Genomic DNA, 20,599 nt, shown 5'->3' on the forward strand with positions numbered 1-20,599 from the left:
TCTTGGACCCATATTCGGCCGTGCATTCCCGTTCGGGGATTCCAAAAACCAGCCGCTTGTTCATTCTCGCGGCTTTGCCGGTTTGGCTAGAAGAAGAGCGGCGACGTCGATTGAGATAGATGTAGCCGATAATTCAGGTTTTGAGCCGCCGTAAGCGTTCTCGCTCTGGCATTTGATCTTCGGTCCGCTATCGTTCCAAAAACGATAGGCGGGGTATATGAAAAAGCTGGTTCTCGCACTGGTCGTCACTGGCGCACTGACAGCGCGAGCGCACGCTGCAGACAAGCCGGAAATCGCGCCGGCACCGGCTTGGGTGAAGCCGCTCGCGATCCCGGCCGATCGAGCCAAACCGGATGACGCGCCGGTCCATATTCTTCTGTCGGACCAGCAGATCTCGCTCGACCGCGGTCGCCAGACCGTTTTCACCGAAATCGCGCTCAAGATCCAAACGCCGCAGGGCCTGGCTGCGGGCAACATCTCCTTTCCCTGGCGGCCCGAAACCGACACGTTGACGATCCACAAGCTGGTGATACGGCGTGGCGATCAGATCATCGACGTGCTGGCAGCGGGCCAGACCTTCACTGTGGTGCGACGCGAACAGAATTTGGAGAGCGCGACCCTTGACGGGGTGTTGACCGCCAACATTCAGCCCGAAGGATTGCAGGTCGGCGACGTGGTCGATTTCGCCGCATCCGTCTCGTCGAGCGACCCGACGATGCAGGGACATGCCGAACAAATCGCCGCCGCATGGAACGGCTTTACGATCGGGCGGGCGCATGTCCGCCTGCGATGGCCGACCACACTGCCCATCCGCTTGCGTCAGGTGGGCGGGTTACCGGCGCTCAAACCGGTCAAGGCGGGCGGACTGGCGGGCGTCGAATTCACCATCGACGATGTCCAGCCTATCCAGCCCCCCAAGGGTGCGCCGGTTCGTTTTGCGCTTGGACGAATGATCGAGGCCACGGATTTCGGTTCCTGGGCAGATCTCGGCACGCTGATGGCACCGCTGTATGACAAGGCGGCAACATTGCCTGCGCAAGGTTTGCTTCGCGCCGAGTCGGAACGGATCATCAAGGCTTCGCCAGACGCCAAGACCCGCACGGAAGCTGCACTTGCACTGGTGCAGGACCGCGTACGCTACGTCGCTCTGATGATGGGCATGGGTGGCTATGTCCCAGCCGATGCCGCGTTGACCTGGTCGCGTCGCTTTGGCGATTGCAAGGGTAAGACGGTGCTACTGCTCGCACTGCTCCGTGCGATGGACATCGAGGCCGAACCGGTGATGGTCAATGCGCTGGTCGGCGACGGGATGGACGCACGGCTTCCCATGGTCGGACTGTTCAACCATGTCCTCGTCCGCGCAACGATCGGAGCACGTGTTTACTGGCTCGACGGAACGCGGACCGGCGACACCAGCCTGGATCGCCTCACGGTGCCGACTTTCGGCTGGGGCTTACCATTACGCGCGAGCGGTGCGACGTTAATCCGAATGCTCCCGGCCCCTGCAGATACGCCGATACGCGATACCACGATCCGTATCGACGCGACCTCGGGATTGACGAGCGCCGCGCCAGCTACAGTCGAGACGATCGTACGGGGCGACGATTCCATCCAGTTGCGGGCCAACCTCGCCAATTTCGTCGGCGTTGCGCGCGACAACGCATTGCGGGAATATTGGAAAAATCAGTACAGCTTCATCGAGATCAAAGCCGTTGGCGCGACCTATGATGCGACAAAGGGCGAGCAGCGACTGACGATGACCGGCACCGCCAAGATGGACTGGGCGGGCGACAATTACGAGACGGACGGAACGCGCGTTGGGTATCGAGCAGACTTCAGCCGGGACGCAGGCACCGACAAGAACGCGCCCTTCGCCGTCCCCTACCCCTATTTCGAACGGACGCGCGAAACCATCCTGCTGCCCCGAGGACAAGGCGACTTCCGCGTCAGCACGGCGACGGAGATCGACCAGATCACCGGCGGCGTGCACTACAAGCGGCACGCGACGATCCAGAACAACGTATACGCTATCGAGAAGACCGAGCGCAGCACTGTGCCGGAAATTCCCGCCGATGCAGCCCCTGCCGCGCAAATTGCTCTCAGGGCGCTTTTCGAAAAGGCTGCGCGTGTAGAAAAGCCGATGGGGTATGCGACTACCGACGCCGACCTCGCGGCGGCTCGTGCAGACGAACCAACCACGTCCGGAGACTATGTCTCCCGTGCGCTGGTTTTTCTTGGGCGTGGCATGCGCGCCGAAGCACTGAAAGATTATGACAAGGCGACGGCGTTGGACCCGACGAACGTCTACGCTTGGGCAAATCGCGCGATAACGCGCGTTCAGGCCGGCGACTACGCAGGCGCCCGCGCGGATTTCGCCAAGTCCGATGCAATCAACCCCCGGTTTGGTCAGACATTCATCGCACGTGGTATGCTCGCCGACGTGGAAAACAGACCGGCGGATGCGGTCGCGGCCTACACGTCCGCCCTAAAGAGCGAGCCAGGCGACGATTATTCCTTGGACCATCGCGCCGCTGCCTATGCTCGGCTGGGCGACGTGGACCACGCAATCGCAGACATGACCGCTCGGGTAGAGGCCCTGCCCGACAATCCCTATGTTCTGACCCGTCGAGCGAACTACGAAGCCGAAATGGGCCGCTCGACAGTTGCGGAATCGGACTATGCGCGCGCGCTGGCAATCAAGTCCGATCCAACGATCTATCTTGACCGTGCGCGTCACAGAGGTGTCCGCGATCCGAAAGGGCGGCAGGCGGACATCGCTGCCGCATTTAGCCTTGAGCCTGCGGATGCCGGTGTTTTGATCGCCAGCGGCGAATTGGCTGCCGGTGATGGAGACTTCGCCAAAGCGAGCAAGTTTTATACCCAAGCGATCGCGAGGGCGCCTGAGAACGTCGCGATTCTGATAGCCCGAGGGATCGTATTTGCGCGCTCGGGCGACATGGCCGCAGCCGACCGTGATTTCGCCGCGGCGAGGACAAGAAAGAATGTCGCCGAGGCCATCAACGAACTCTGCTGGCAAAAGGCGACGAGCGGAATCATGCTTGAATCTGCGTTGAAAGACTGCACGGAACTGCTTGCCAAGGCGCCTAACGAGGCCAGCTATCTCGACAGCGATGGCTTCGTGTTGCTCCGGTTGGGACGTCTGGACGAAGCCATTTCCGTCTATAGTAGAACGCTAGCCCTCAATCCCTATCTGCCCACGTCGTTATTTGGTCGCGGCATCGCTTATGCGCAAAAAGGCGACGAGGTCCGCGCGAAAGCGGACCTTGCGGCCGCTGAACGAATCACCGCATCTGTCCGAGCCGATTTCGTTGGCTACGGGGTAACTCCACCCGAGGGGTGGTAACCCGTCTCCGCGCTATAATCAAAGTGTGCCGGGGCCAGCGGTATGCGATAACTACGGCCTGATCATTAGCGGCCAGATGCGACTATTCTGAGCGTAGTTCCAATTGACATCGCTGTAACAACTCCTCGAGCACGTTGGAGAGCAGATACCATGAGAACCCATTAAGTGACGTTCATGCCCTTTGCCTCGCTTCCAAACTTCGGAACGCTGATTCATGTTCGCGATAAGACCGATTTTGCCGCCCGGATTTCCACTTGCGAATGTCTCAAAAAGAGTGGGAAGCGATCAGGCTGATTTCAGGAGACGAGTAGCGATGTTCGACGTTAGAACTTCAGCCTATCGCAAGACCTTCGCTGCTCATTTCAACTAAACTGTTATGTGACGCAGAATAAACTGCGCTTTTCCTTGAACCGATGGCTATCGATCCGACGTGAAAGGTGCAGGCAAAACGCCAGACTCCGCCGTTTCGAGTAGCTGTCGAATAATGCCTGTCAGCGCCACTTTGCGCACTGCGGATGATCTGTTGCTGATACCCAACTGGATGAAAGCGTGTCTTGGCGAAGTAGTTGCCAGTGGGCGGTGGTCGACCGTCTCCCGTCGCCACAATCCGATCGATTTGTCGATTCAAAGCCAAGCCGTCCTGGAAGGCCATTCAGCCCTGCCGTCGATCAGCGCACCGAAGGCCACAGCCCGAACCGAAGGCCGAGACGCGGTAACCGCGAGCTTTTGTAAATGTTCATCGAGCGCTGGTGTGCGAAGGACGTACCGCAGCGTCGACGCTTGCGGACTTGCCGTTTCAGTAGCCATTAGATTAGCCAGTTCCGCTGCCACATGGGTGCGACCGAAGACTTTGTCGTGGTCAACGCTTAGCCGCCTAGAGACCCGAGTAACTGACGGCTTATCGACTCCGCCCTCAACTCTTCAATAGCGAAAATTGGGCTGATGCATTCCCGCCCAAGCTTCCGGCCAGACCATGAGTAAACGCTCAGTCTCGCAGATGTTGCTACCCGACTTCAGTTGCCCGTTCATGTCGGGCACCGAGCCCTGAGACAGCTTAGCGACTGGAATGCCCGAGCAGGTTGAGCATTGGAACAACCAGGCCTGGATCGCTACGTCCCCTCGTTCCTTGCCACGATTACCGCCACCACGCTTCCGCGATCGGTTGCGAGCGAAGGAACGCTGGCCCACAAGCACGACGTTCAACGTGGCTACGGAGTTGAAAATGGATCCTTCGCGAAGGGATACCCTGGCGCTAGGCCTCGCATCTGCCGCCGGATTGGCGACGCCGGACGAAGCTAAGCGATCCGCTGCCGCGGAGGGGCGATCACGGCCAGTTACCGAGGTTGCAAAACAATCCCGTGCGGGGCCTGACGGGCAACGTCGAGCGGATCTCCGGAACGGTCGTTACGTGAACCCCGTACTGTCAGGCGATCGCCCCGATCCCAACATCTTGAAGGACGGTGAGGATTATTGGGCGACATTTTCGTCGTTCGATTATTATCCTGGAGTCATCGTCTGGCACTCCCACGATCTCGTCAACTGGGCGCCGGTCGGTGCCGCTCTGAGCAAACCGCTCGGATCGGTGTGGGCGCTGGATATCGCCAAGCACCACGGGCGCTATGTCATCTACATCCCGATCTTCAACGCGACCGATCCGACCTTCGCGGCAGGCCCTCAGATTCCGTGCAAGATCTTCGTCGTCCACGCCGAGACCATGCGCGGACCATGGAGCGATCCCGTCGATATGGGCATCAAGGGCTATATCGATCCCGGCCATGCCGTCGGCGAAGACGGCAAGCGCTATCTCTTCCTGAACGGCGGCGCACGCGTCCGGATCAGCGACGACGGCTTGCGCCGCGACGGGCCTGTCGAACAGGTCTATGACGGCTGGCCCATACCCACGGACTGGATCATCGAAGCGCCCGCGCTCGAAGGGCCGAAGGTCCTGTTGCGCAACAGCTGGTATTATCTGTTCTCGGGACAGGGCGGCACCGCCGGACCACCGACCAGCCACATGGTAATCGTCGCCCGATCACGCTCGATACATGGCCCGTGGACGAACGATCCTCGCAATCCTCTCGTCCGCACGGCCAATGCCGCGGAGCCGTGGTGGTCGCGGGGGCATGCCACTCCGGTGCAGGGGCCCTCGGGCGGATGGTGGCTGGCCTATCACGGCTATGAAAACGGGTACCGCACGCTCGGGCGGCAGATGTTGCTGGAGCCGTTCGTCTGGGATGCCGATGGCTGGCCACGCGCGACGGGTGGCGACTTGTCGACATCGCTGCCAACGCCCCGCGGCGGGCGCGATGGCGGTTCGGGCATGAGTCTGTCGGGCCCGTTCGTGCCCGGCGATCTCGGTCGGCGCCTGGCATTTTTCTCACCCCAGCCGGACTATCTGGAGCGTGTTCGGATCGCCGCCGGTGAGTTGACCTTGAACGGGCAAGGCGATGGCCCGGCCACGTCGTCGCCGCTGGCATTTATCGCCGGCGACCATGCATACGAGGTGACGATCGACATCGAACTGCGCGGCGCCGCCCAGGGCGGCCTTCTGTTGTTTTACGACGGCAAGCTCTTCGCTGGGCTGGGTGCGGACGAGGCCAGGCTGCACACCTACAAGGTCGGCCGCGAGCCGGGGTATCCGCCGGCGGGACCCGCCGAAGGCCGGCAGATGTCGATGCGGGTCATCAACGACGACAATGTCGCCACCTTCTACGTCCGCTCGGGGAGCAAGCCCTGGCGCAAGGTCGTCTCTTACGAGGTGTCCGGCTACAATCACAACATGGCCGATGGCTTCATCAGCCTCCGCCCCGCGCTGTTCGCCTCGGGTTCGGGCGACGTCACCTTCCGGCGGCTGACGTATCACACACGCGGGTAGCTCGCAGACGCTCCCCACCGCGACCGGCGGCGGGGAGCGAGTTGCGGTGTTCGATCACGATCGATGAGGAGGCAGGACCTGGGCGAGATAGCGGGTGATGGCGTCTGTTTCGTCAGCGCTGAAGCGCCCCCCGACATAGCCGTCCGGACGAATGAGACGTCGTTCGCCGGTCGCCAGGCCCAGTTGGCCGTTGCCGTTCAGGAGTTGTCCTTCCCGACCGATCGTCACGACGTTCAGTCCGGGACGGGCTGGCTCGTCCGCATTGCCGGCGGCCAGCATCGTCCAGTGCGGCCCGGCGAGCAGATCGTACAGGCGGCGCGGCTGCCCGGCAGCACCCTGCAGAACCGCGTCGGGCATACGGTCGCCCGGCTGGATACCGTCCGCGAGCTTGGTTCTGAAGGCAAGCGATGATCCACGATAGCCGAGATCGAGCTGCCGCACGTCCCGTCCGCGACGCATGTCGCCATGCTTCGCCTTGTCCAGCAACCCTGTCGCCAGTCCCAGCATAGCTGCGGCGATAGGTCGGCGCTCCTCTTCGTACGTATCGAGCAGCGTCTCCGGGGCGCCCGCCAGCACCGCTGCCAGTTTCCACCCCAGATTATAGGCATCCTGCACACTGGTGTTGAGGCCCTGCCCGCCCGTCGGCGGATGGATATGCGCGGCGTCGCCGACGAGGAATATGTTGCCGACCCGGTATCGCTCGGCGAGCCGTGCATTCATCGCATAGGCCGATGCCCAGTGGACGGCGCGTACGCGGATGGCTGGCGTAGGAAGCCGTTCGTCGATGAATGCCTGCACGCCCGCGACGGACAGGTCGACGTCACCATCGAGCGCGATCGGTGCCTGCAACTGGAACACGTCGCCATGGGGCAAGGGGCAGAAGGATATCTGTCGCGCCATGTCACCTTCGTTGAAGCGATGCCACACGTCGCGGCCAAGGCCATCGATCTCGATATCGGCGACAATGGCCCGGACGCCGAGCGTCTTTCCCGGAAACTCGACGGCCAATGCCCTGCGGATGAATGAGCGACCACCGTCCGCGCCGATAAGATACTGACAGCGGATAGTCTGCCTACCCTCCAAGCCAGCGACGCCCGCGACGATCCCGCCTCCGTCATCGACGACGCTCACCAAGCCTACGCCATACTCGACCCGGCCGCCTAGCTCGACGAGCCGGTCTCGGAGCACCGCTTCCGTACGGAACTGCGGCACCAGCAGCGGCATCCCATAGGGCTCGGCATCCGTCATCGGGACGTTGCTGAACTCTTGGACATCCTTGAAGCCTCCGTCGATCCCGTAGACGCGCTGCGTCGGATATGGACTGCCAACCGCAGCGATCCGGTCGACGATGCCAAGGTCTTCGAACACTTCCAGCGTACGCGGTTGGATGCCCTTGCCCCGCGAGCCTTGAAACGGACCGTCCAGCCTGTCGATCAGACGGAACGTCACGCCCCGACGTGCCAGATCAACCGCCAGCGTGAGGCCGGCAGCGCCCGCACCCACGATCAGGACATCGACGTTCGGGTCAGATTGCATCGTCAGCTCCTATGTGTATTTTGCATATATCACTAGGGAGTCGGAGCGTGTCAACAAACAAAGTGCATAATGCACATATAATTGAGAATTTGCCATCGTTGCATCGTGCGTTGATGGAGATCGTCAGTGTCATCAATCGGCCTGAGCAGGATGCGGTGATGCTCGATGCGGCAGGCCTTAGCCTCGAGCGCGCGCTGTTCCCGCTCATAGTGATGGTCGAGCGCCTGGGACCGATTGGGGTCGTCGATCTCGCAAGCAGGGTCGGGCGTGATTACACCACGGTCAGTCGCCAGATCGCCCGGCTGGAAGAACTCGGTCTCGTCACGAGGCACTCTGGCGCGACCGACCGCCGCGTGAAGGAAGCTCGAATCACACTGCAGGGGAAATGCGCGACGGACGCAGTCGACCGCGCGCGGGAGACAATGGCGCTCGCGCTGTTTGAGGATTGGAGTCGCGAAGAATTCGACGATTTAACGAAGCTCTTGGAGAAACTGGCGCAAGGTCTGGTTGCGAAGCCCGCGTCGTCCCCACCCAATTGAGGTTCTAGCCGCTCTTCCGATCCTCGCGTTCCGAGCATTTTCTGACAAAGGCAAACAATACCACGCAAATCTCGTCATCGGAGCCAAGGCTGCGAGTAACGCCCTCGACGAACCTGGCATAGAGACACTTCGCATCTCGGCGAACACCCTCAAATACAACATTTTTTAGCGCGGGTCTGACCTTTACGCGTTGCGTTCGGACCTTTTCGAATGCCCGTTCAAACCGACGGCGGTTCATCCTGTCACAGGCAAGCCATGGATCTTGATTTGATTAGGTGGAGCCGATCACGTCATCGACGAGTTATTCGCCGTCGGCATCACGATATTTTGATTGAGCTCGCGTCCCCGAATCAATTAACCAGCGCCTCCGCACGGTATAACACCAGGAAATTGCCTTTTCTGTGTGACCCCCGCGCCAGCGCGCGGACGTCGTCGCGCCGCCGTACGTCGACGGAGCGATGCGCCGCTGATCCCCCTGCCCGGTAATCTCCCCGATCAGGCCACGGAGCCGGTCTTCGTTCCGGGCACCCAGCGCTACCCTCGCGCCCCGCTCCGCAAGGTAGGGGAGGAAGCCTCTCCCATCCCGCCGCTCGCCCCCGCGATTGCCACGACCGCGCCGTCGATCTGCATCGGCTTCTCCTCATCAGATGCATGGGACCGAGGCCCGCAAAAATGTCGATCGTCTTCTCTATGCGCCGTCCGGCTGCGAACGCCCGTCTGGAAAGCTGACGCCGGTGAGCGCCTCGGAAACCTGCCAAAGACGCGCCGCGACAGCATGATCCAGCGCTTGCGCCGGTAGCTTCGCGAGCGTCGGATAGCCGCGCACCTCGGCGATGCCATCCGGTCCGTAGTAGGCGCCACCGGCGGCGTCCGCCGACGTTGCCGCGTAGAGCGTCGGCAACGCCCCACGGTTCGCTGGCTGGAACAGGAACGGCAGCAGCGTTCTCGCCAGCCCGTGGGGACTGTGGCGGCCCGGTCCGTTGCGGAGGAGGTCCGTCCGCGCGATACCCGGATGCGAGGCGATGCTGCGGATCCCCCAGCCCATCGCGTCGCTGCGCCGCTGCAGCTCCAGCGCGAACATCAGGCAGGCCAGCTTCGACTGGCTGTATGCTCTCATGGCCGCGTAACTACAGGCCGAGTTCAAATCATCGAAGTCGATGACGCCGGCCCGCGCGGCGACGCTCGACAACGAGACCACCCGCGCGCCCTCACGCAGGAGTGGCAGGAGATGGGCGGTCAACGCGAAATGGCCTAGGTGGTTCGTCCCGAGCTGAAGCTCGAAGCCGTCGGCGGTGACCTCGCGACGGGGCGGAACCATCACGCCAGCGTTGTTGATGAGAATGTCGATGATCTCGTGCCGCTGGGAGATGCGGTCAGCGAATGCCGCAACCGAAGCGAGGCTCGCGAGATCGAGCTGCTCGAAGCGGACCTGCGCTGACAGAGCCAACGCAAGGATCCTGCTCAGCGCTTTGGATCCCTTGTCTGCACTCCGGCCGGCAACAACGACGGAGGCGCCTGCACGCGCCAACGCGAGGGCGTCTTCGAACCCCAGCCCCCCGGTGCCGGTTACGATCGCTGTCCGGCCTTGCTGAATTGGAATGTCGGATTGCATCCACTTGGTCATGATTGCGCCTTTCAAAAACTCTGCACTCGGTGTAATATCTTAATTGCACTCAGTGCAACTAATTTATCGAGGCTTGCTCGTGAACAATTCCCTTGGTGTACCCCCACTAGTCGGGGTCCGCGAACGTAAGCGTCGCGAGACGCTCCGCCGAATCACGGACTCTGGCGTGTGCCTGTTCATCGAGAAGGGCTTCGACGGGACCACCGTGGAAGAGATCGCGGCCGCTGCGGGGATCTCGCGCCGAACGTTCTTTCACTATTTCGAATCCAAGGACGACATCTTGCTGTCGCTGCAGAGTGATGTCGGTGAGATGTTCGCCGCTGAGGTCCGCCGGGCATCTCCAGCCGGCTCCCCCTTCGAGCTCGTGCGTGACGCCGCGCTGAGCATCTGCGCGTCGATCCCGCATGACGGCATGCTGGCGCTGGACCGTTTGATGCGGGGCAGCGCGTCGGTGCAGGCCCGCAAGCAGGCGAGCTATCGTCAGCAGGAGGAAGCGCTTTTCTCGGCGCTCCGGGAACGTTGGCCGGAGCCCGCGCGCGAGACCAGGCTCCGAGTGCTCGCGATGGTTGCCGTCGGCGCAATGCGCCTCGCATCCGAGACGTTCAACCAGGAAGCCGGCGCCCGGCCCTTCCACGAGGTAATCCGAGACGCATTCACCGCGGTCACCGCCGAGTTCACCGACGCCGCAACGTGATCGGGCGTGGTGGCGCGTCGTCACCGCACGCTTCCCCGGGATCCCGCACGATCAGCTTACGGACAATCCTTCATGACCCATAGTCCACCTCTTACAGCATCGTCTGCGCTACCCGGTAGCGGACATCCGTTCATGTGAGGCGAGCGGCGCTGCCGAGTTCGCGCGAGTATGTCACGCAGAATAGCAAGATTGGTCGAGCACACGCTGGTCGAGCCGCGCTACGAAGCACCCATGAAGAACGCCCCTGTCGAGCCGCCCCAACGTTACCGTGCGCGCATGGTGCGCGTGCTCGACCACATTGATCGGCACCTCGACGACGATCTAGACCTTGACCTGTTGAGCGAAATCGCGGCGTTTTCAAAGTACCACTTCCACCGCCAGTTCACGGCGTTGTTCGGCTTAACGGTACACCGCTACGTCCAACTCGCCCGGTTTAAGCGAGCCACGCACCGTCTGGCCCACTCGCGCAGCTCGAGCGTGACAGATGTCGCCTTGGAAGCGGGCTATGACGCTCCTGACGCGTTCGCCCGCGCTTTCCGCCAACGCTTTGGACAAGCACCGTCGGCCTTTCGCGCAGCCCCAGACTGGGCCGCACTAGACGAGGCATTCTCAACCTTTCATCAAGCAAGGAGTCAGTTGATGTTCGGCTTTTCACCCGACGATGTTACCATTTGCGAGCTGCCATCAACGTCGGTGGCGAGCATGACGCATATTGGCGATCCGGCTACGATCGCTGCCACAGTGGCGCGCTTCATCGCGTGGCGCCAAGCGAATGGCCTTACTGATCCGGACTTGCCGATTTACGGTATTTTTCCGACCGATACGCGGGTCACCCCGCCGGCTGAGTTCAGAATGCAAATCTGCGTCGCTACGAATTATGCGATAGCCCCCAATGACGACGGGGTAGAAGCCACAACCCTTCCTGGCGGCAGAGTAGCAGCCCTGCGTGTGTTGGGCACGGCTGGCGATGACCTTGAGCCAGCAGCACTCTACCTCTACCGCGACTGGTTGCCCGAAAGCGGCGAAGAACTTCGGGACTTCCCGCTCTATTGTGAACGCAAAAAGTTCTTCCCGGTCGTGGCGGCCCATGAAGCAATAACGGACGTGTTCCTCCCGCTGCGATAGCGACGGCCAATGGGAAGATGCCGGTGCGTTCCATGCATTAACGAGGACCCTGTTACGGGCGTTCGCCCCCCCGCCTCCTAACTTTGGCCGCCCGTTCAATTTCGCGATCGAACCATTCTGATACGCGGCGCCTTGAGAATGATAGCCACGCATGAGGTGTGCTGGCGGCCCGCTGATACTGCGCGGGTCGTTAGCCGCTATGCTTATCAGACCGCCGGCCGCGATGAGTTTGTTGCTTCGCTGGGTAAATGCATCTCTTTCCAGTGCTGTACGCTTGGGCGTTCCAGCATCCGGGCATGCCAGGCATGAATGCTAACAAGCTCGGTCGGGATCTGCAGCCCGACGATCTTTGCGAAGACGAAACCGGCAATGACCGTGATGTCTGCCATCGAGAAGGCGTTCCCCGCCACATACGGCTGATCCTTCAAGACCCCGTCGAAATAGCGCGCGCCGCGTAGCGCCTTGTCGCGCATGCGCAGGCCCCACTCCGCATTCTGATAGAGCTCGACGTCGGGTCCCAGGCCGGCCGTGGCATGGTGGAAATAGACGCTGATCGCATCGAGAAATTCGATCTCGGCACGCTTGGTCATCATGTGGATCATGCCCTGGTCGCGCGGCGTCGTACCGGTCAGCCGCGGGGTGTCGCCAAGAGCGTCCAGATACTGCGTGATCGCCGTGCATTCGCCGAGATACGTGCCGTCCTCGATCTGGAGGACGGGCAGCGTACCCGAATAATTCTTTGCGAGAAAGTCCGGGCGTTTGTGCTCACCCGTCCAAAGGTCGACCGAGGTGAAGTTGATGTGCGAGGTAAGTCCGAGTTCGGCGACAGCAATGCGCACGCGCGAGGGATAGGGCCCCGCGTGCCAGTCATAGATCATCAACACATCGCTATCTCCGTAATCTACCTGCCAGATGGTAGACAGAGGATGCCTATTCCTTTCCTTGGACACCGTCAACGACTATCTGTCGGATGGTAGACGCACCGGGGAGGCGAAGCGATGAGTTCCAATTCCAAAAACGCCATCTTGGCTGCAGCACGCCTTGTCGCGCAGGCGCGAGGCTATGGTGGGTTGAATTTTCGCGACCTCGCCAACATCGTCGGTATCAAGGCCGCGAGTATCTATTACCATTTTCCGAGCAAGGCTGATCTCGGCGCCGCGGTCGCCAGGCGCTACCGCGAGGACATTGCCGACGCCTTGAAGGCCCTTGCCGTCGAGACCGGCGATCCCGCCGCCTGCCTGAAACGCTATCCCGAAACATTCCGTAAGGCGCTGACAAACGACAATCGCATGTGCCTCGCAAGCTTCATGGCGGCCGAATATGATGAACTGCCTCAGCCGATCAGGATCGAGATCCAGGCTTTCTCAGACGTAAATGTGGCATGGCTCGCCGACCGTCTGACCGAAGCGAAGTTGGTGGACGCAAGCCACGCTGCAGCACGCGGGCGCGCCATCTTCGCAGCGGTCTCAGGCGCGCAGCTCATGGCAAGGAGCCGCGCTGATTTATCAATGTATGACCAGATTATCGCGAACTATCAGGATGCGGGTCTGCTGCCCATGTAGGGGCGAAGCACGCATTACGTGTCGTGGAAAAGTCGCGGGTCCGATATGTTTGGCATGTTCGGGCGCTGTACTTCTCGCGCGTTGGCGGGTTCGACTCATACCTCGGACATTCAAGGTGCCCTACCGCCTCCCCAACTTGAGACACTCATTCATCTTCACGCCGCGCTGAGCCTGACTCTTTCGACCTGTACCTCGTCCAGTCGCTTACCTCCATCAGACCGGTTGCGTCACGGTGGTTGGCTAATTGGGCATGCCATTGCGCACCGGCATCAAGCCCGCCTGCCTCAGTCTCCTAGAACTCGCGCAGCGCCCGCGCGGGTTCGGCCCGTGCGACGCGCCATGCCTGGCTGGCAACCGTCGCCGTCGCGATGACGAACGCCAGCACGCTGGCACCCACGAAATAGTCGGGCGATAACCCAATCCGGTCGTCGAACCCGCTCAGCCATTGCGACATCGCGAACCACGCGATCGGCCACGCGATCACGTTCGCCAGGAGGACTGGCTTGAGGAACTGAACCAGCAGCAGTCGCATCACGTCGCTGGTCGAGGCCCCCAGCACCTTGCGGATACCGATCTCCTTGACGCGCCGCATCGTATCGAACGCGGCCAGGCCATAGAGCCCGAGGCATCCGATCGCGACCGCCAGCACCGCGCCGGCCGTAAACAACCGCGACCGCTGGACGTCCTGGCGATAATAGGAATCGTACAGTTTCTGGTCGACCGTCGTGGCCGCTGGCGGAACCGCTGGCGCGATGCGGCGCCACGTCGTTTCCAGACGTCCCAAGACGGTTGCGGGATCGGCCGAGGTGCGGATCACCACGACGGCGCGATAGCCACCGCCAGGCCGATAGCTATAGGCAAACGCCTCGACCGGCTCGCGCGGCGTCCCGAAGCGCATATCGGCGACCACACCGACGATCCTTACCGTCGTGCTATCGAGCGAAACGAGCTGGCCAATCGCCTCGTCGGCTTGCTCGAACCCCAAGCGCCGAGCGGCAGTACGGTTGAGCACGATGTTCGCTACCCTGCCCGCAACGGCCTTGCTCGCGGTGCCGCTGTTGCCAACGTCCAGCGCGAACCGATCCGCATCGAAGATCCGACCGGCCAGCAGACGGGCTCGGTACGTGTCGAAGAACTGCTCGCCGACCATAGCCTGGACGATCATCGGCGGCTCGCCGATCGCCCCGGCGCGTTTCATCTTAGCGATTGCGAACGTGCCGCCGCCGGGGACGACGCCGCTCGTCGTGATACCCGCAACCCCGCGCGTCTTGCGCATCGCGTCGAGCAGCCGGGCACGTTGCCCCGAATCCAGCGCGGCGTCGCCGTAACCGCTCAGCATGATCAGGCCGTCTCGCCCGAAGCCGATATCCGCCTGCTGAACGTGCCGCGTCTGAGCGAACAAAACCGCAGTCCCAATCATCAGCGCGACCGCGATGCCGAACTGGGTCACCACCAATGCCTTGCGTAGTCCTGGGCTCGCGCGATCGCCACCGGGGGTCCGGGCCGCGGCGAGCACTCCCGCAGGCAGGAACCGGGATATCACGAATGCCGGATAGAACCCTGCTAGCAACGTCACCAGCACGATCGTGGCGAAGAGCGGCGGCAGGATCGATCCCGCCCCCCAATAGGTGATCGACAAGTCGGTGCCGCCAATCGCGTTGACGAACGGCAGCGCAATCTCGGCAAGCGCCAGCCCGATCAACGCCGCCAGCGTCACGGCCGCCAGTGCCTCGCCGAGCAATTGCCCGATCAGCATCCGCCGGGTCGCACCGACCACCTTGCGCATCGCAATTTCCCGTGCCCTCAACCCTGCGCGCGCTGTCGCCAGATTGACGTAATTGACCACCGCCAGCAGCAGCGCGACGCCCCCCATTCCGCCCAGCACGGCGACGACCGTGCCGACCCCGTTGCCGGCAAGATGGCGCCCGGCGAGCGGCACGATGCCTTCTTTCAGGAATTGACGCGCGTCGGGATTGAACGCGGGATCGGGATGGCGCCGCATGAATGCTCCGATCCGGTCCGCCATCGCGGAATTGGGGAGTGCCAGGAACGTTACGACACCATTACTGGTAGATCGGGAATCGTCGGTGAGTTCGGCCGGGATCGCCGCGAACAGGACACTGGCGTATGTCTGGTTCTGCGGCAGGTCGGCGATCACTGCCCCGACGCGGTAGGTGCGCGCCTTCCCATCGATCGCAACCGTAAGCGTCCGTCCAAGGGCGCTTGCTCTGCCAAAATACGCCTCCGCGACGCTTTGGGTGACGACAATACCATCCGGGCGGGCAATCGCACTCGCGGTATCGCCCTCGACGACGGGAAACGGAAAAATCCGAAAGTAATCGCGGTCGACCAATGCCAGTTTGCGCGTGGTGCTCGTATTCCCGGTCAGCACCGTCGCTGTGTCGTAGGGCGTCATCCGCGCCGCGACGAGATCGGGGAACGCAGCCGCCAATTGCCCGGACAGTATAGGCGAAGACGGGATTTGCACCTCGGGGTTGCCTGGGAATTGGATCGTACGCCCGATCGTCCAGACCCGCTCCCATTTCGGCAGCGCGCGGTCGTAGTTGGTTTCGAACCGGACGAACAGCATCAGTACCAGGAACACCGCGATGCCGAGCGCGAGCCCGCCGATGTTGAGGATGGCGTATAGCCGATGGCGGGTAAGCGAACGGTACAACGTCAGGAAGGCTGAGGACATCGACCGGCCCCCTATTCGTGGCGCAGCGCGCGCGCGGGCTCGGCGCGGGCGACGCGCCAGGCCTGCCCGAAGACCGTGCCGCTCGCGATCAGCACCGCGGCGAGCGAGGCGCCGACGAAGAACAGCGGCGACAGCGCGATGCGGTCGTCGAACCCGCCTAGCCAGCGCTGCATCGCGACATAGGCGAGCGGCCACGCGACGAGGTTGGCGAGGATCACGGGGCGCAGGAACTGGCCGATCAACAGCTGCAACACCTCGGCGGTCGAGGCGCCGAGCGTCTTGCGGATGCCGATCTCCTTCACCCGCCGCGCGGTGTCGAACGCCGCCAAGCCGTAGAGCCCGATGCAGCCGATCAGTATCGCCAGCACCGCACCGATCGTGAACAGCCGCGAGCGTTGCGCATCCGCCTTGTAATAGCGCTGGTACAGATTGTCCTCGACCGAGCGCGCCTCGAACGGAACGCCGGGAACGACGCGCTTCCACGCCGCCTCGAGTGCCGCCATCATCGTCTTCGCATCGCGGCCGGCATAGCGCACCGCCGCGAACGGCGAGAGGATATCGACGGTGTTGTAGGTGTAGGCGACCGAGGTGACGGCATCGCGCGGGCTCCTGAAGCGCAGATCGTCGACTATGCCGATAATGATCGAGTCCCGTTCGCCGTCGTTGATCGCCTGCCCCAGTGCCGCGGCCGGCGACGCAAAGCCCAGCGCGGTCACCGCCGTCCGGTTGATCACCACGTTCGGCCCTGCCCGCTTGCGTTCGGCGAGCGTCAACAGGCCGCGGTCGTCGGCGTGCGCGGCGTCGAACAAGCGCCCCGCGACCAGGCGCGCGCCGTACACGCGGAAATAGTCGCGGCCGGTGCCGACATCCATCAACGATATCTTGCTGCCCGACGCGCCTGCGCGGCTGTATCCCGAGAAATTGGTCGTGCTCTGGTCGCCCGGGGCATTGTTGGCGACGGTGACGCCGGTGACGCCCGGTGCCGCCGCGAGGCTGCGCAGGATCGCCGCGCGCTGTGGTGAATCGATCCCGCCGGTCATCAGCGAGCGGACGATCATCAACCCGTCGCGACGAAACCCGAGATCGGCGTCACGAATATGCTCGGTCTGGCTGAGCATGACGCCGGTAGCGATGGCGAATGCGATCGCGATCGCGAACTGCACGACGACGAGCGCGCTTCGCAGCCTCGTGCCGCTACGCCCACCACCGGGCGCGCGCGTCGAGGCGAGCACCGCGGCAGGGCGAAACCCCGACAGCACGAACGCGGGATACAGCCCCGCGACCAGTGCTATGCCCAGGACCAGCAGGACCAGCGGCAGGACGACGCCGTCCCATCCGACGTAGCGGATCGCCAGCGTCGTTCCGCCAAGCGCGTTGACGAACGGCAGCGCGGTCTCGGCCAGCGCGAGCCCGATCAGCGCCGCCACAGCGACCGTCGCCAACGCCTCGCCCAAGAACTGGCGGATGAGCGACCGCCGCGTGCCGCCCAGCACCTTGCGCATCGCCACTTCACGCGCGCGCAACCCGGCGCGTGCGGTCGCCAGATTGACGTAGTTCACGATCGCAATCAGCAGCGTCAGCAGCCCGACCGCCCCCAAGGTCGTGACGATCGCGCGATCGCCCGGACTATACAGATGCATCGCGGTCAGCGGCCGCAGCGACTGGAAATACTCGCCTTTCTTCAGATTGCCCCCGGCATAGGCGTGGCGATCGAGAAAGGCAGGCAATTGCGCCTCGAACGCCCGCGCTGCCACCGCATCGGGAAACCGCAGGAACGTGGTCAGCGACGCGCTGCCCCAGTGCTCCCACCATTCGTTGCCGAAGCGAGTCCGTGAGATTTGCGCGAACATCTCGCTCTTGAAGGTGACGTCGTCGGGCATGTCGCGCAGCACCGCCCCGACCTTGTAGGGATAGGTCGTTCCATCGATCGACAGTTGCAGCGTCCGGCCGATCGCCGACTGGCTCCCGAAATATTTCCGCGCGGTCTTCTGCGTGACCACCAGGCCGTTCGGATCGGCGAGCGTCGCCGCTGGATTCCCCTCGACCGCGGGAAAGCGCATGAGATCGAAAAAGTTCGGGTCAACCGTGCCCAAATCCTCGGCCGTCGCCTGCCCGCCCTGCTGCACCGTCGCCGCCATGTTCATGTAGCGCGTCCCGACCAGCTGCGGGTAATCCGCCTGCAGGATCTTGAGTTCGCTGCCCATCGTGTTCGGATTGGTGTCCGCCGGATAGCCCGGCATCACATAGCGTTCTTCCATCACCCACAATTGGTCTTGCTGCGGCAATACGCGGTCGTACCCGGTCTCGAACCGAACGAAGAGGAACAGCACGAGGAACGTCGCGATCCCCAGCGCTAATCCACCGATGTTGAGGAGCGCGAACAAGCGGTGATGGGCGAGCGACCGATAGAGGCTGGTGAGCGCGGACATGGCGGTTCCTTCAGGCGTCGCTTGCGGTATCGGGGCCGGGCTTGGAACCGGACGTGGTCGCGGCGAGATGGCGGACGAGGACCATCACGAGCAGCATCAGCACGAGCATCTGGAGCGAGCGGCGCATCATGCCGCCCGCCTTGCCGACGACAGGATGCGGCCATCGAGCATGTGCACCGTGCGCTTGGCGATATCGGCGTGCGACGGGCTGTGCGTGACCATCACGATCGTCGCGCCCTCGGCGTTCAGCTGGCCGAGGATGTCCATCACCTGCGCGCCGTTCTCGGTATCGAGGTTGCCGGTCGGCTCGTCGGCGAGGATCAACCGCGGCTCGCCGACGATCGCGCGGGCGATCGCGGCACGCTGTTGCTGGCCGCCCGACAATTGATGCGGGTGATGACGCTGGCGATGCGCGATGCCGACCCTGTCCATCGCCGCCGCGACGCGGTCCTTCTTCTCGCGCGCGGGCATCGTGCGATAGGCGAGACCCAGCGCGACGTTCTCGGCGATCGTCAGCTCGTCGATCAAGTTGAAGCTCTGGAACACGAAGCCTAGCCGGTCTCGCCGCAGCTTTGCGAGTTCGGCTTCGGGCGCGCGCGCGATGTCGGCCCCTTCGAACAGATACCGTCCGTCCGTGGGCCGGTCGATCGTGCCGATGATGTTGAGCAGCGTCGATTTGCCGCACCCCGACGGCCCCATGATCGCGACGAACTCGCCCGCCTCGACTGCGAGATCGATGCCGCCGAGCGCCGTCGTCTCGATTTCGTCCGAGGCATAGGTGCGGCTGAGGTCCTGTAACTGGATCATATCGAATCCTATCGGATGAGGAGGGTCTGGAAGGGCGTGTAGGTGCCGAGCGCGGTGGTCACGATCCGCTCGCCGGGCGCGAGGCCGGAGACGATCTCGACCTGATCGGGATTGCGTCGGCCGGTGACGATCGCCCGCCGGACGGCCTTCGCGTTCCCGTCGAGCACGAACGCGGTGGTACCGGCCGCATCGAGCCAGCCGCCCGACGGTGCGACCACCGCGGGCCGGTCCGCACCCAATACGAGCCGCACGTCGAGCGTCTGGCCGCGATTCAGCCCCGTGGGCGCCACACCGCGAAAGCCGAGTTCGACGCGAAACCGGCCTTCGGTCACCTGCGGCAGGATTTTGATGACCGACATCGGATAGCTGCGCCCGTCGATATCGGCGACTGCGACGAGCCCCGCGCGGACGCGCCCGAGATAGAATTGATCGACATCGGCGGTCAGTTTCCACTGTCCCTCGGAGTCGATCTGCCCGACCGGATCGCCGGCCTTGAGCGTCTGCCCGGGCTGCAGCGTGAAGGCGGTAAGCCGTCCCGCGACGGGCGCACGCAGCACCAGCGCGGAAAGGCTCGCGCGGACCATCGCGAGGCTCTCGCGCAACTGCCGCGCGGTCGCGGCGATGCCGGAGGACTGATCCGCCAGCGTAGCGCCGGCTTCGGCGGTCCCGCGATCGAGCGCAGCAACCCGCGCCCGCTGATACCCGACATCCTCGCGCACCGGATCGATCGCAGCGCGCGTGATGATCCCCCGGTCGAACAGCACCTGCTTCTGCGCGAGCAACGTGCGCGCCTTGGACAGCGCGTTGCGGGCCTCGGCCAGATCGCGTGCGCCGTCCTGCCGCGTGTTCTGGACCGACAAACGCTGGCCGCTGATCGCGCTCAACTGCCCCACGATCTCCGCCGAACGGCTGGCCACGTCGAGTTCGAGCGACGGATTGGACAGCCGCGCGAGGGGGGTGCCGGCCGCGACCATCGCGCCGTCACTGGCGGCAAGGTCCGCGACCTGTCCGCCCGAAATCGCGGTCACGAATACGGTGCGCAAGGGCGCGACCTCTGCGCGGAGCGGCACGAAATCGCGGAACGGCGCGCGCACCACGTCGCCGGTGCGGATCGCGGCGGCGTCGACGGTCAGCGCATTGGCGCCGGGCATCAGCACCCACAGCAGCACCGCCGCAGCCACCACCAAAAGTACAAGCGCACCGCGCACGATCAGCTTGCGCCGCCGGGCGTGCGGACGCTCGATACGCCGGTCCATCGCGGCGCCAGTTCCAGGCAGGGTCGTCTCTATCATGCGGACAGTGTACGGGACGGATCGACCAGATCCTAAGCTACTGTCATTGCTGCA

Annotated in this window: 14 protein-coding genes; 6 read left to right on the top strand and 8 right to left on the bottom strand. The window is 63.2% G+C overall.

The annotated features are described in order from the left end of the window. The first annotated feature begins 217 nt into the window (after positions 1–217). Complete coding sequence (locus BM244_RS05630; RefSeq protein WP_093397905.1) at positions 218–3,364, top strand: DUF3857 domain-containing protein; 3,147 nt, start codon at positions 218–220, stop codon at positions 3,362–3,364. Between the two features lie 331 nt (positions 3,365–3,695). On the opposite strand, the gene BM244_RS23015 is transcribed toward BM244_RS05630, so the two are convergent. Beyond that, positions 3,696–4,016, bottom strand: coding sequence for a hypothetical protein (locus tag BM244_RS23015; protein ID WP_175518077.1), 321 nt, complete (start codon positions 4,014–4,016; stop codon positions 3,696–3,698). 756 nt (positions 4,017–4,772) lie between these two features. Between BM244_RS23015 and BM244_RS05635 the strand changes: the two genes are divergently transcribed. After that, entirely contained in the window at positions 4,773–6,239 is a 1,467-nt protein-coding gene (locus BM244_RS05635; protein WP_368086052.1) for a family 43 glycosylhydrolase, read from the top strand. Between the two features lie 54 nt (positions 6,240–6,293). Here the strand turns inward: BM244_RS05635 and BM244_RS05640 are convergent, their stop codons facing one another. Next, positions 6,294–7,775, bottom strand: coding sequence for an FAD-dependent oxidoreductase (locus BM244_RS05640; protein WP_093397907.1), 1,482 nt, complete (start codon positions 7,773–7,775; stop codon positions 6,294–6,296). A gap of 113 nt (positions 7,776–7,888) precedes the next feature. On the opposite strand from BM244_RS05640, the gene BM244_RS05645 reads away from it, so the two are divergent. Beyond that, entirely contained in the window at positions 7,889–8,314 is a 426-nt protein-coding gene (locus BM244_RS05645; RefSeq protein ID WP_254784280.1) for a MarR family winged helix-turn-helix transcriptional regulator, read from the top strand. Positions 8,315–9,002: 688 nt separating this feature from the next. Here BM244_RS05645 and BM244_RS05650 read toward each other — a convergent pair. Beyond that, the gene (locus tag BM244_RS05650; protein ID WP_093397909.1) at positions 9,003–9,938 is read right to left on the bottom strand and encodes an SDR family oxidoreductase; all 936 of its coding nucleotides are present in this window, start codon (positions 9,936–9,938) and stop codon (positions 9,003–9,005) included. 79 nt (positions 9,939–10,017) lie between these two features. Between BM244_RS05650 and BM244_RS05655 the strand changes: the two genes are divergently transcribed. Together BM244_RS05655 and BM244_RS05660 are read left to right on the top strand one after the other, a co-directional pair. Next, on the top strand, positions 10,018–10,632 hold the full coding sequence (locus BM244_RS05655) for a TetR/AcrR family transcriptional regulator (protein ID WP_093398152.1): 615 nt from the start codon (positions 10,018–10,020) through the stop codon (positions 10,630–10,632). 231 nt (positions 10,633–10,863) lie between these two features. Then, positions 10,864–11,757, top strand: coding sequence for an AraC family transcriptional regulator (locus tag BM244_RS05660; RefSeq protein WP_093398153.1), 894 nt, complete (start codon positions 10,864–10,866; stop codon positions 11,755–11,757). Positions 11,758–11,963: 206 nt separating this feature from the next. On the opposite strand, the gene BM244_RS05665 is transcribed toward BM244_RS05660, so the two are convergent. After that, positions 11,964–12,707 (bottom strand): glutathione S-transferase, encoded by a 744-nt coding sequence (locus BM244_RS05665; protein ID WP_254784313.1) that lies wholly within the window; start codon positions 12,705–12,707, stop codon positions 11,964–11,966. Positions 12,708–12,755: 48 nt separating this feature from the next. Here BM244_RS05665 and BM244_RS05670 point away from each other — a divergent pair, with 48 nt between their 5' ends. Continuing rightward, on the top strand, positions 12,756–13,319 hold the full coding sequence (locus BM244_RS05670; protein WP_093397911.1) for a TetR/AcrR family transcriptional regulator: 564 nt from the start codon (positions 12,756–12,758) through the stop codon (positions 13,317–13,319). Positions 13,320–13,611: 292 nt separating this feature from the next. On the opposite strand, the gene BM244_RS05675 is transcribed toward BM244_RS05670, so the two are convergent. The 4 genes from BM244_RS05675 to BM244_RS05690 all read right to left on the bottom strand — a co-directional run bounded on the left by BM244_RS05675 (position 13,612) and on the right by BM244_RS05690 (position 20,545). Beyond that, entirely contained in the window at positions 13,612–16,017 is a 2,406-nt protein-coding gene (locus tag BM244_RS05675; protein ID WP_093397912.1) for an ABC transporter permease, read from the bottom strand. An 11-nt stretch (positions 16,018–16,028) separates the two neighbouring features. Beyond that, positions 16,029–18,446, bottom strand: coding sequence for an ABC transporter permease (locus BM244_RS05680; RefSeq protein WP_093397913.1), 2,418 nt, complete (start codon positions 18,444–18,446; stop codon positions 16,029–16,031). Between the two features lie 126 nt (positions 18,447–18,572). Continuing rightward, the gene (locus BM244_RS05685; protein WP_031395714.1) at positions 18,573–19,253 is read right to left on the bottom strand and encodes an ABC transporter ATP-binding protein; all 681 of its coding nucleotides are present in this window, start codon (positions 19,251–19,253) and stop codon (positions 18,573–18,575) included. 8 nt (positions 19,254–19,261) lie between these two features. Then, on the bottom strand, positions 19,262–20,545 hold the full coding sequence (locus BM244_RS05690; protein ID WP_254784281.1) for an efflux RND transporter periplasmic adaptor subunit: 1,284 nt from the start codon (positions 20,543–20,545) through the stop codon (positions 19,262–19,264). Between the last annotated feature and the right edge of the window lie 54 nt (positions 20,546–20,599).

It is taken from the genome of Sphingomonas sp. OK281 (assembly GCF_900115295.1).
GTDB lineage: Bacteria > Pseudomonadota > Alphaproteobacteria > Sphingomonadales > Sphingomonadaceae > Sphingomonas.

Excerpts from the sequence above, each read along its gene's own strand:
- BM244_RS05670 (WP_093397911.1), top strand. The coding sequence starts at position 12,756 with ATGAGTTCCAATTCCAAAAACGCCATCTTGGCTGCAGCACGCCTTGTC.
- BM244_RS05640 (WP_093397907.1), bottom strand. The coding sequence starts at position 7,775 with ATGCAATCTGACCCGAACGTCGATGTCCTGATCGTGGGTGCGGGCGCT.
- BM244_RS05630 (WP_093397905.1), top strand. The coding sequence starts at position 218 with ATGAAAAAGCTGGTTCTCGCACTGGTCGTCACTGGCGCACTGACAGCG.
- BM244_RS05685 (WP_031395714.1), bottom strand. The coding sequence starts at position 19,253 with ATGATCCAGTTACAGGACCTCAGCCGCACCTATGCCTCGGACGAAATC.
- BM244_RS05660 (WP_093398153.1), top strand. The coding sequence starts at position 10,864 with ATGAAGAACGCCCCTGTCGAGCCGCCCCAACGTTACCGTGCGCGCATG.
- BM244_RS05645 (WP_254784280.1), top strand. The coding sequence starts at position 7,889 with ATGGAGATCGTCAGTGTCATCAATCGGCCTGAGCAGGATGCGGTGATG.
- BM244_RS05675 (WP_093397912.1), bottom strand. The coding sequence starts at position 16,017 with ATGTCCTCAGCCTTCCTGACGTTGTACCGTTCGCTTACCCGCCATCGG.
- BM244_RS05650 (WP_093397909.1), bottom strand. The coding sequence starts at position 9,938 with ATGACCAAGTGGATGCAATCCGACATTCCAATTCAGCAAGGCCGGACA.
- BM244_RS05680 (WP_093397913.1), bottom strand. The coding sequence starts at position 18,446 with ATGTCCGCGCTCACCAGCCTCTATCGGTCGCTCGCCCATCACCGCTTG.
- BM244_RS23015 (WP_175518077.1), bottom strand. The coding sequence starts at position 4,016 with ATGGCCTTCCAGGACGGCTTGGCTTTGAATCGACAAATCGATCGGATT.
- BM244_RS05690 (WP_254784281.1), bottom strand. The coding sequence starts at position 20,545 with ATGATAGAGACGACCCTGCCTGGAACTGGCGCCGCGATGGACCGGCGT.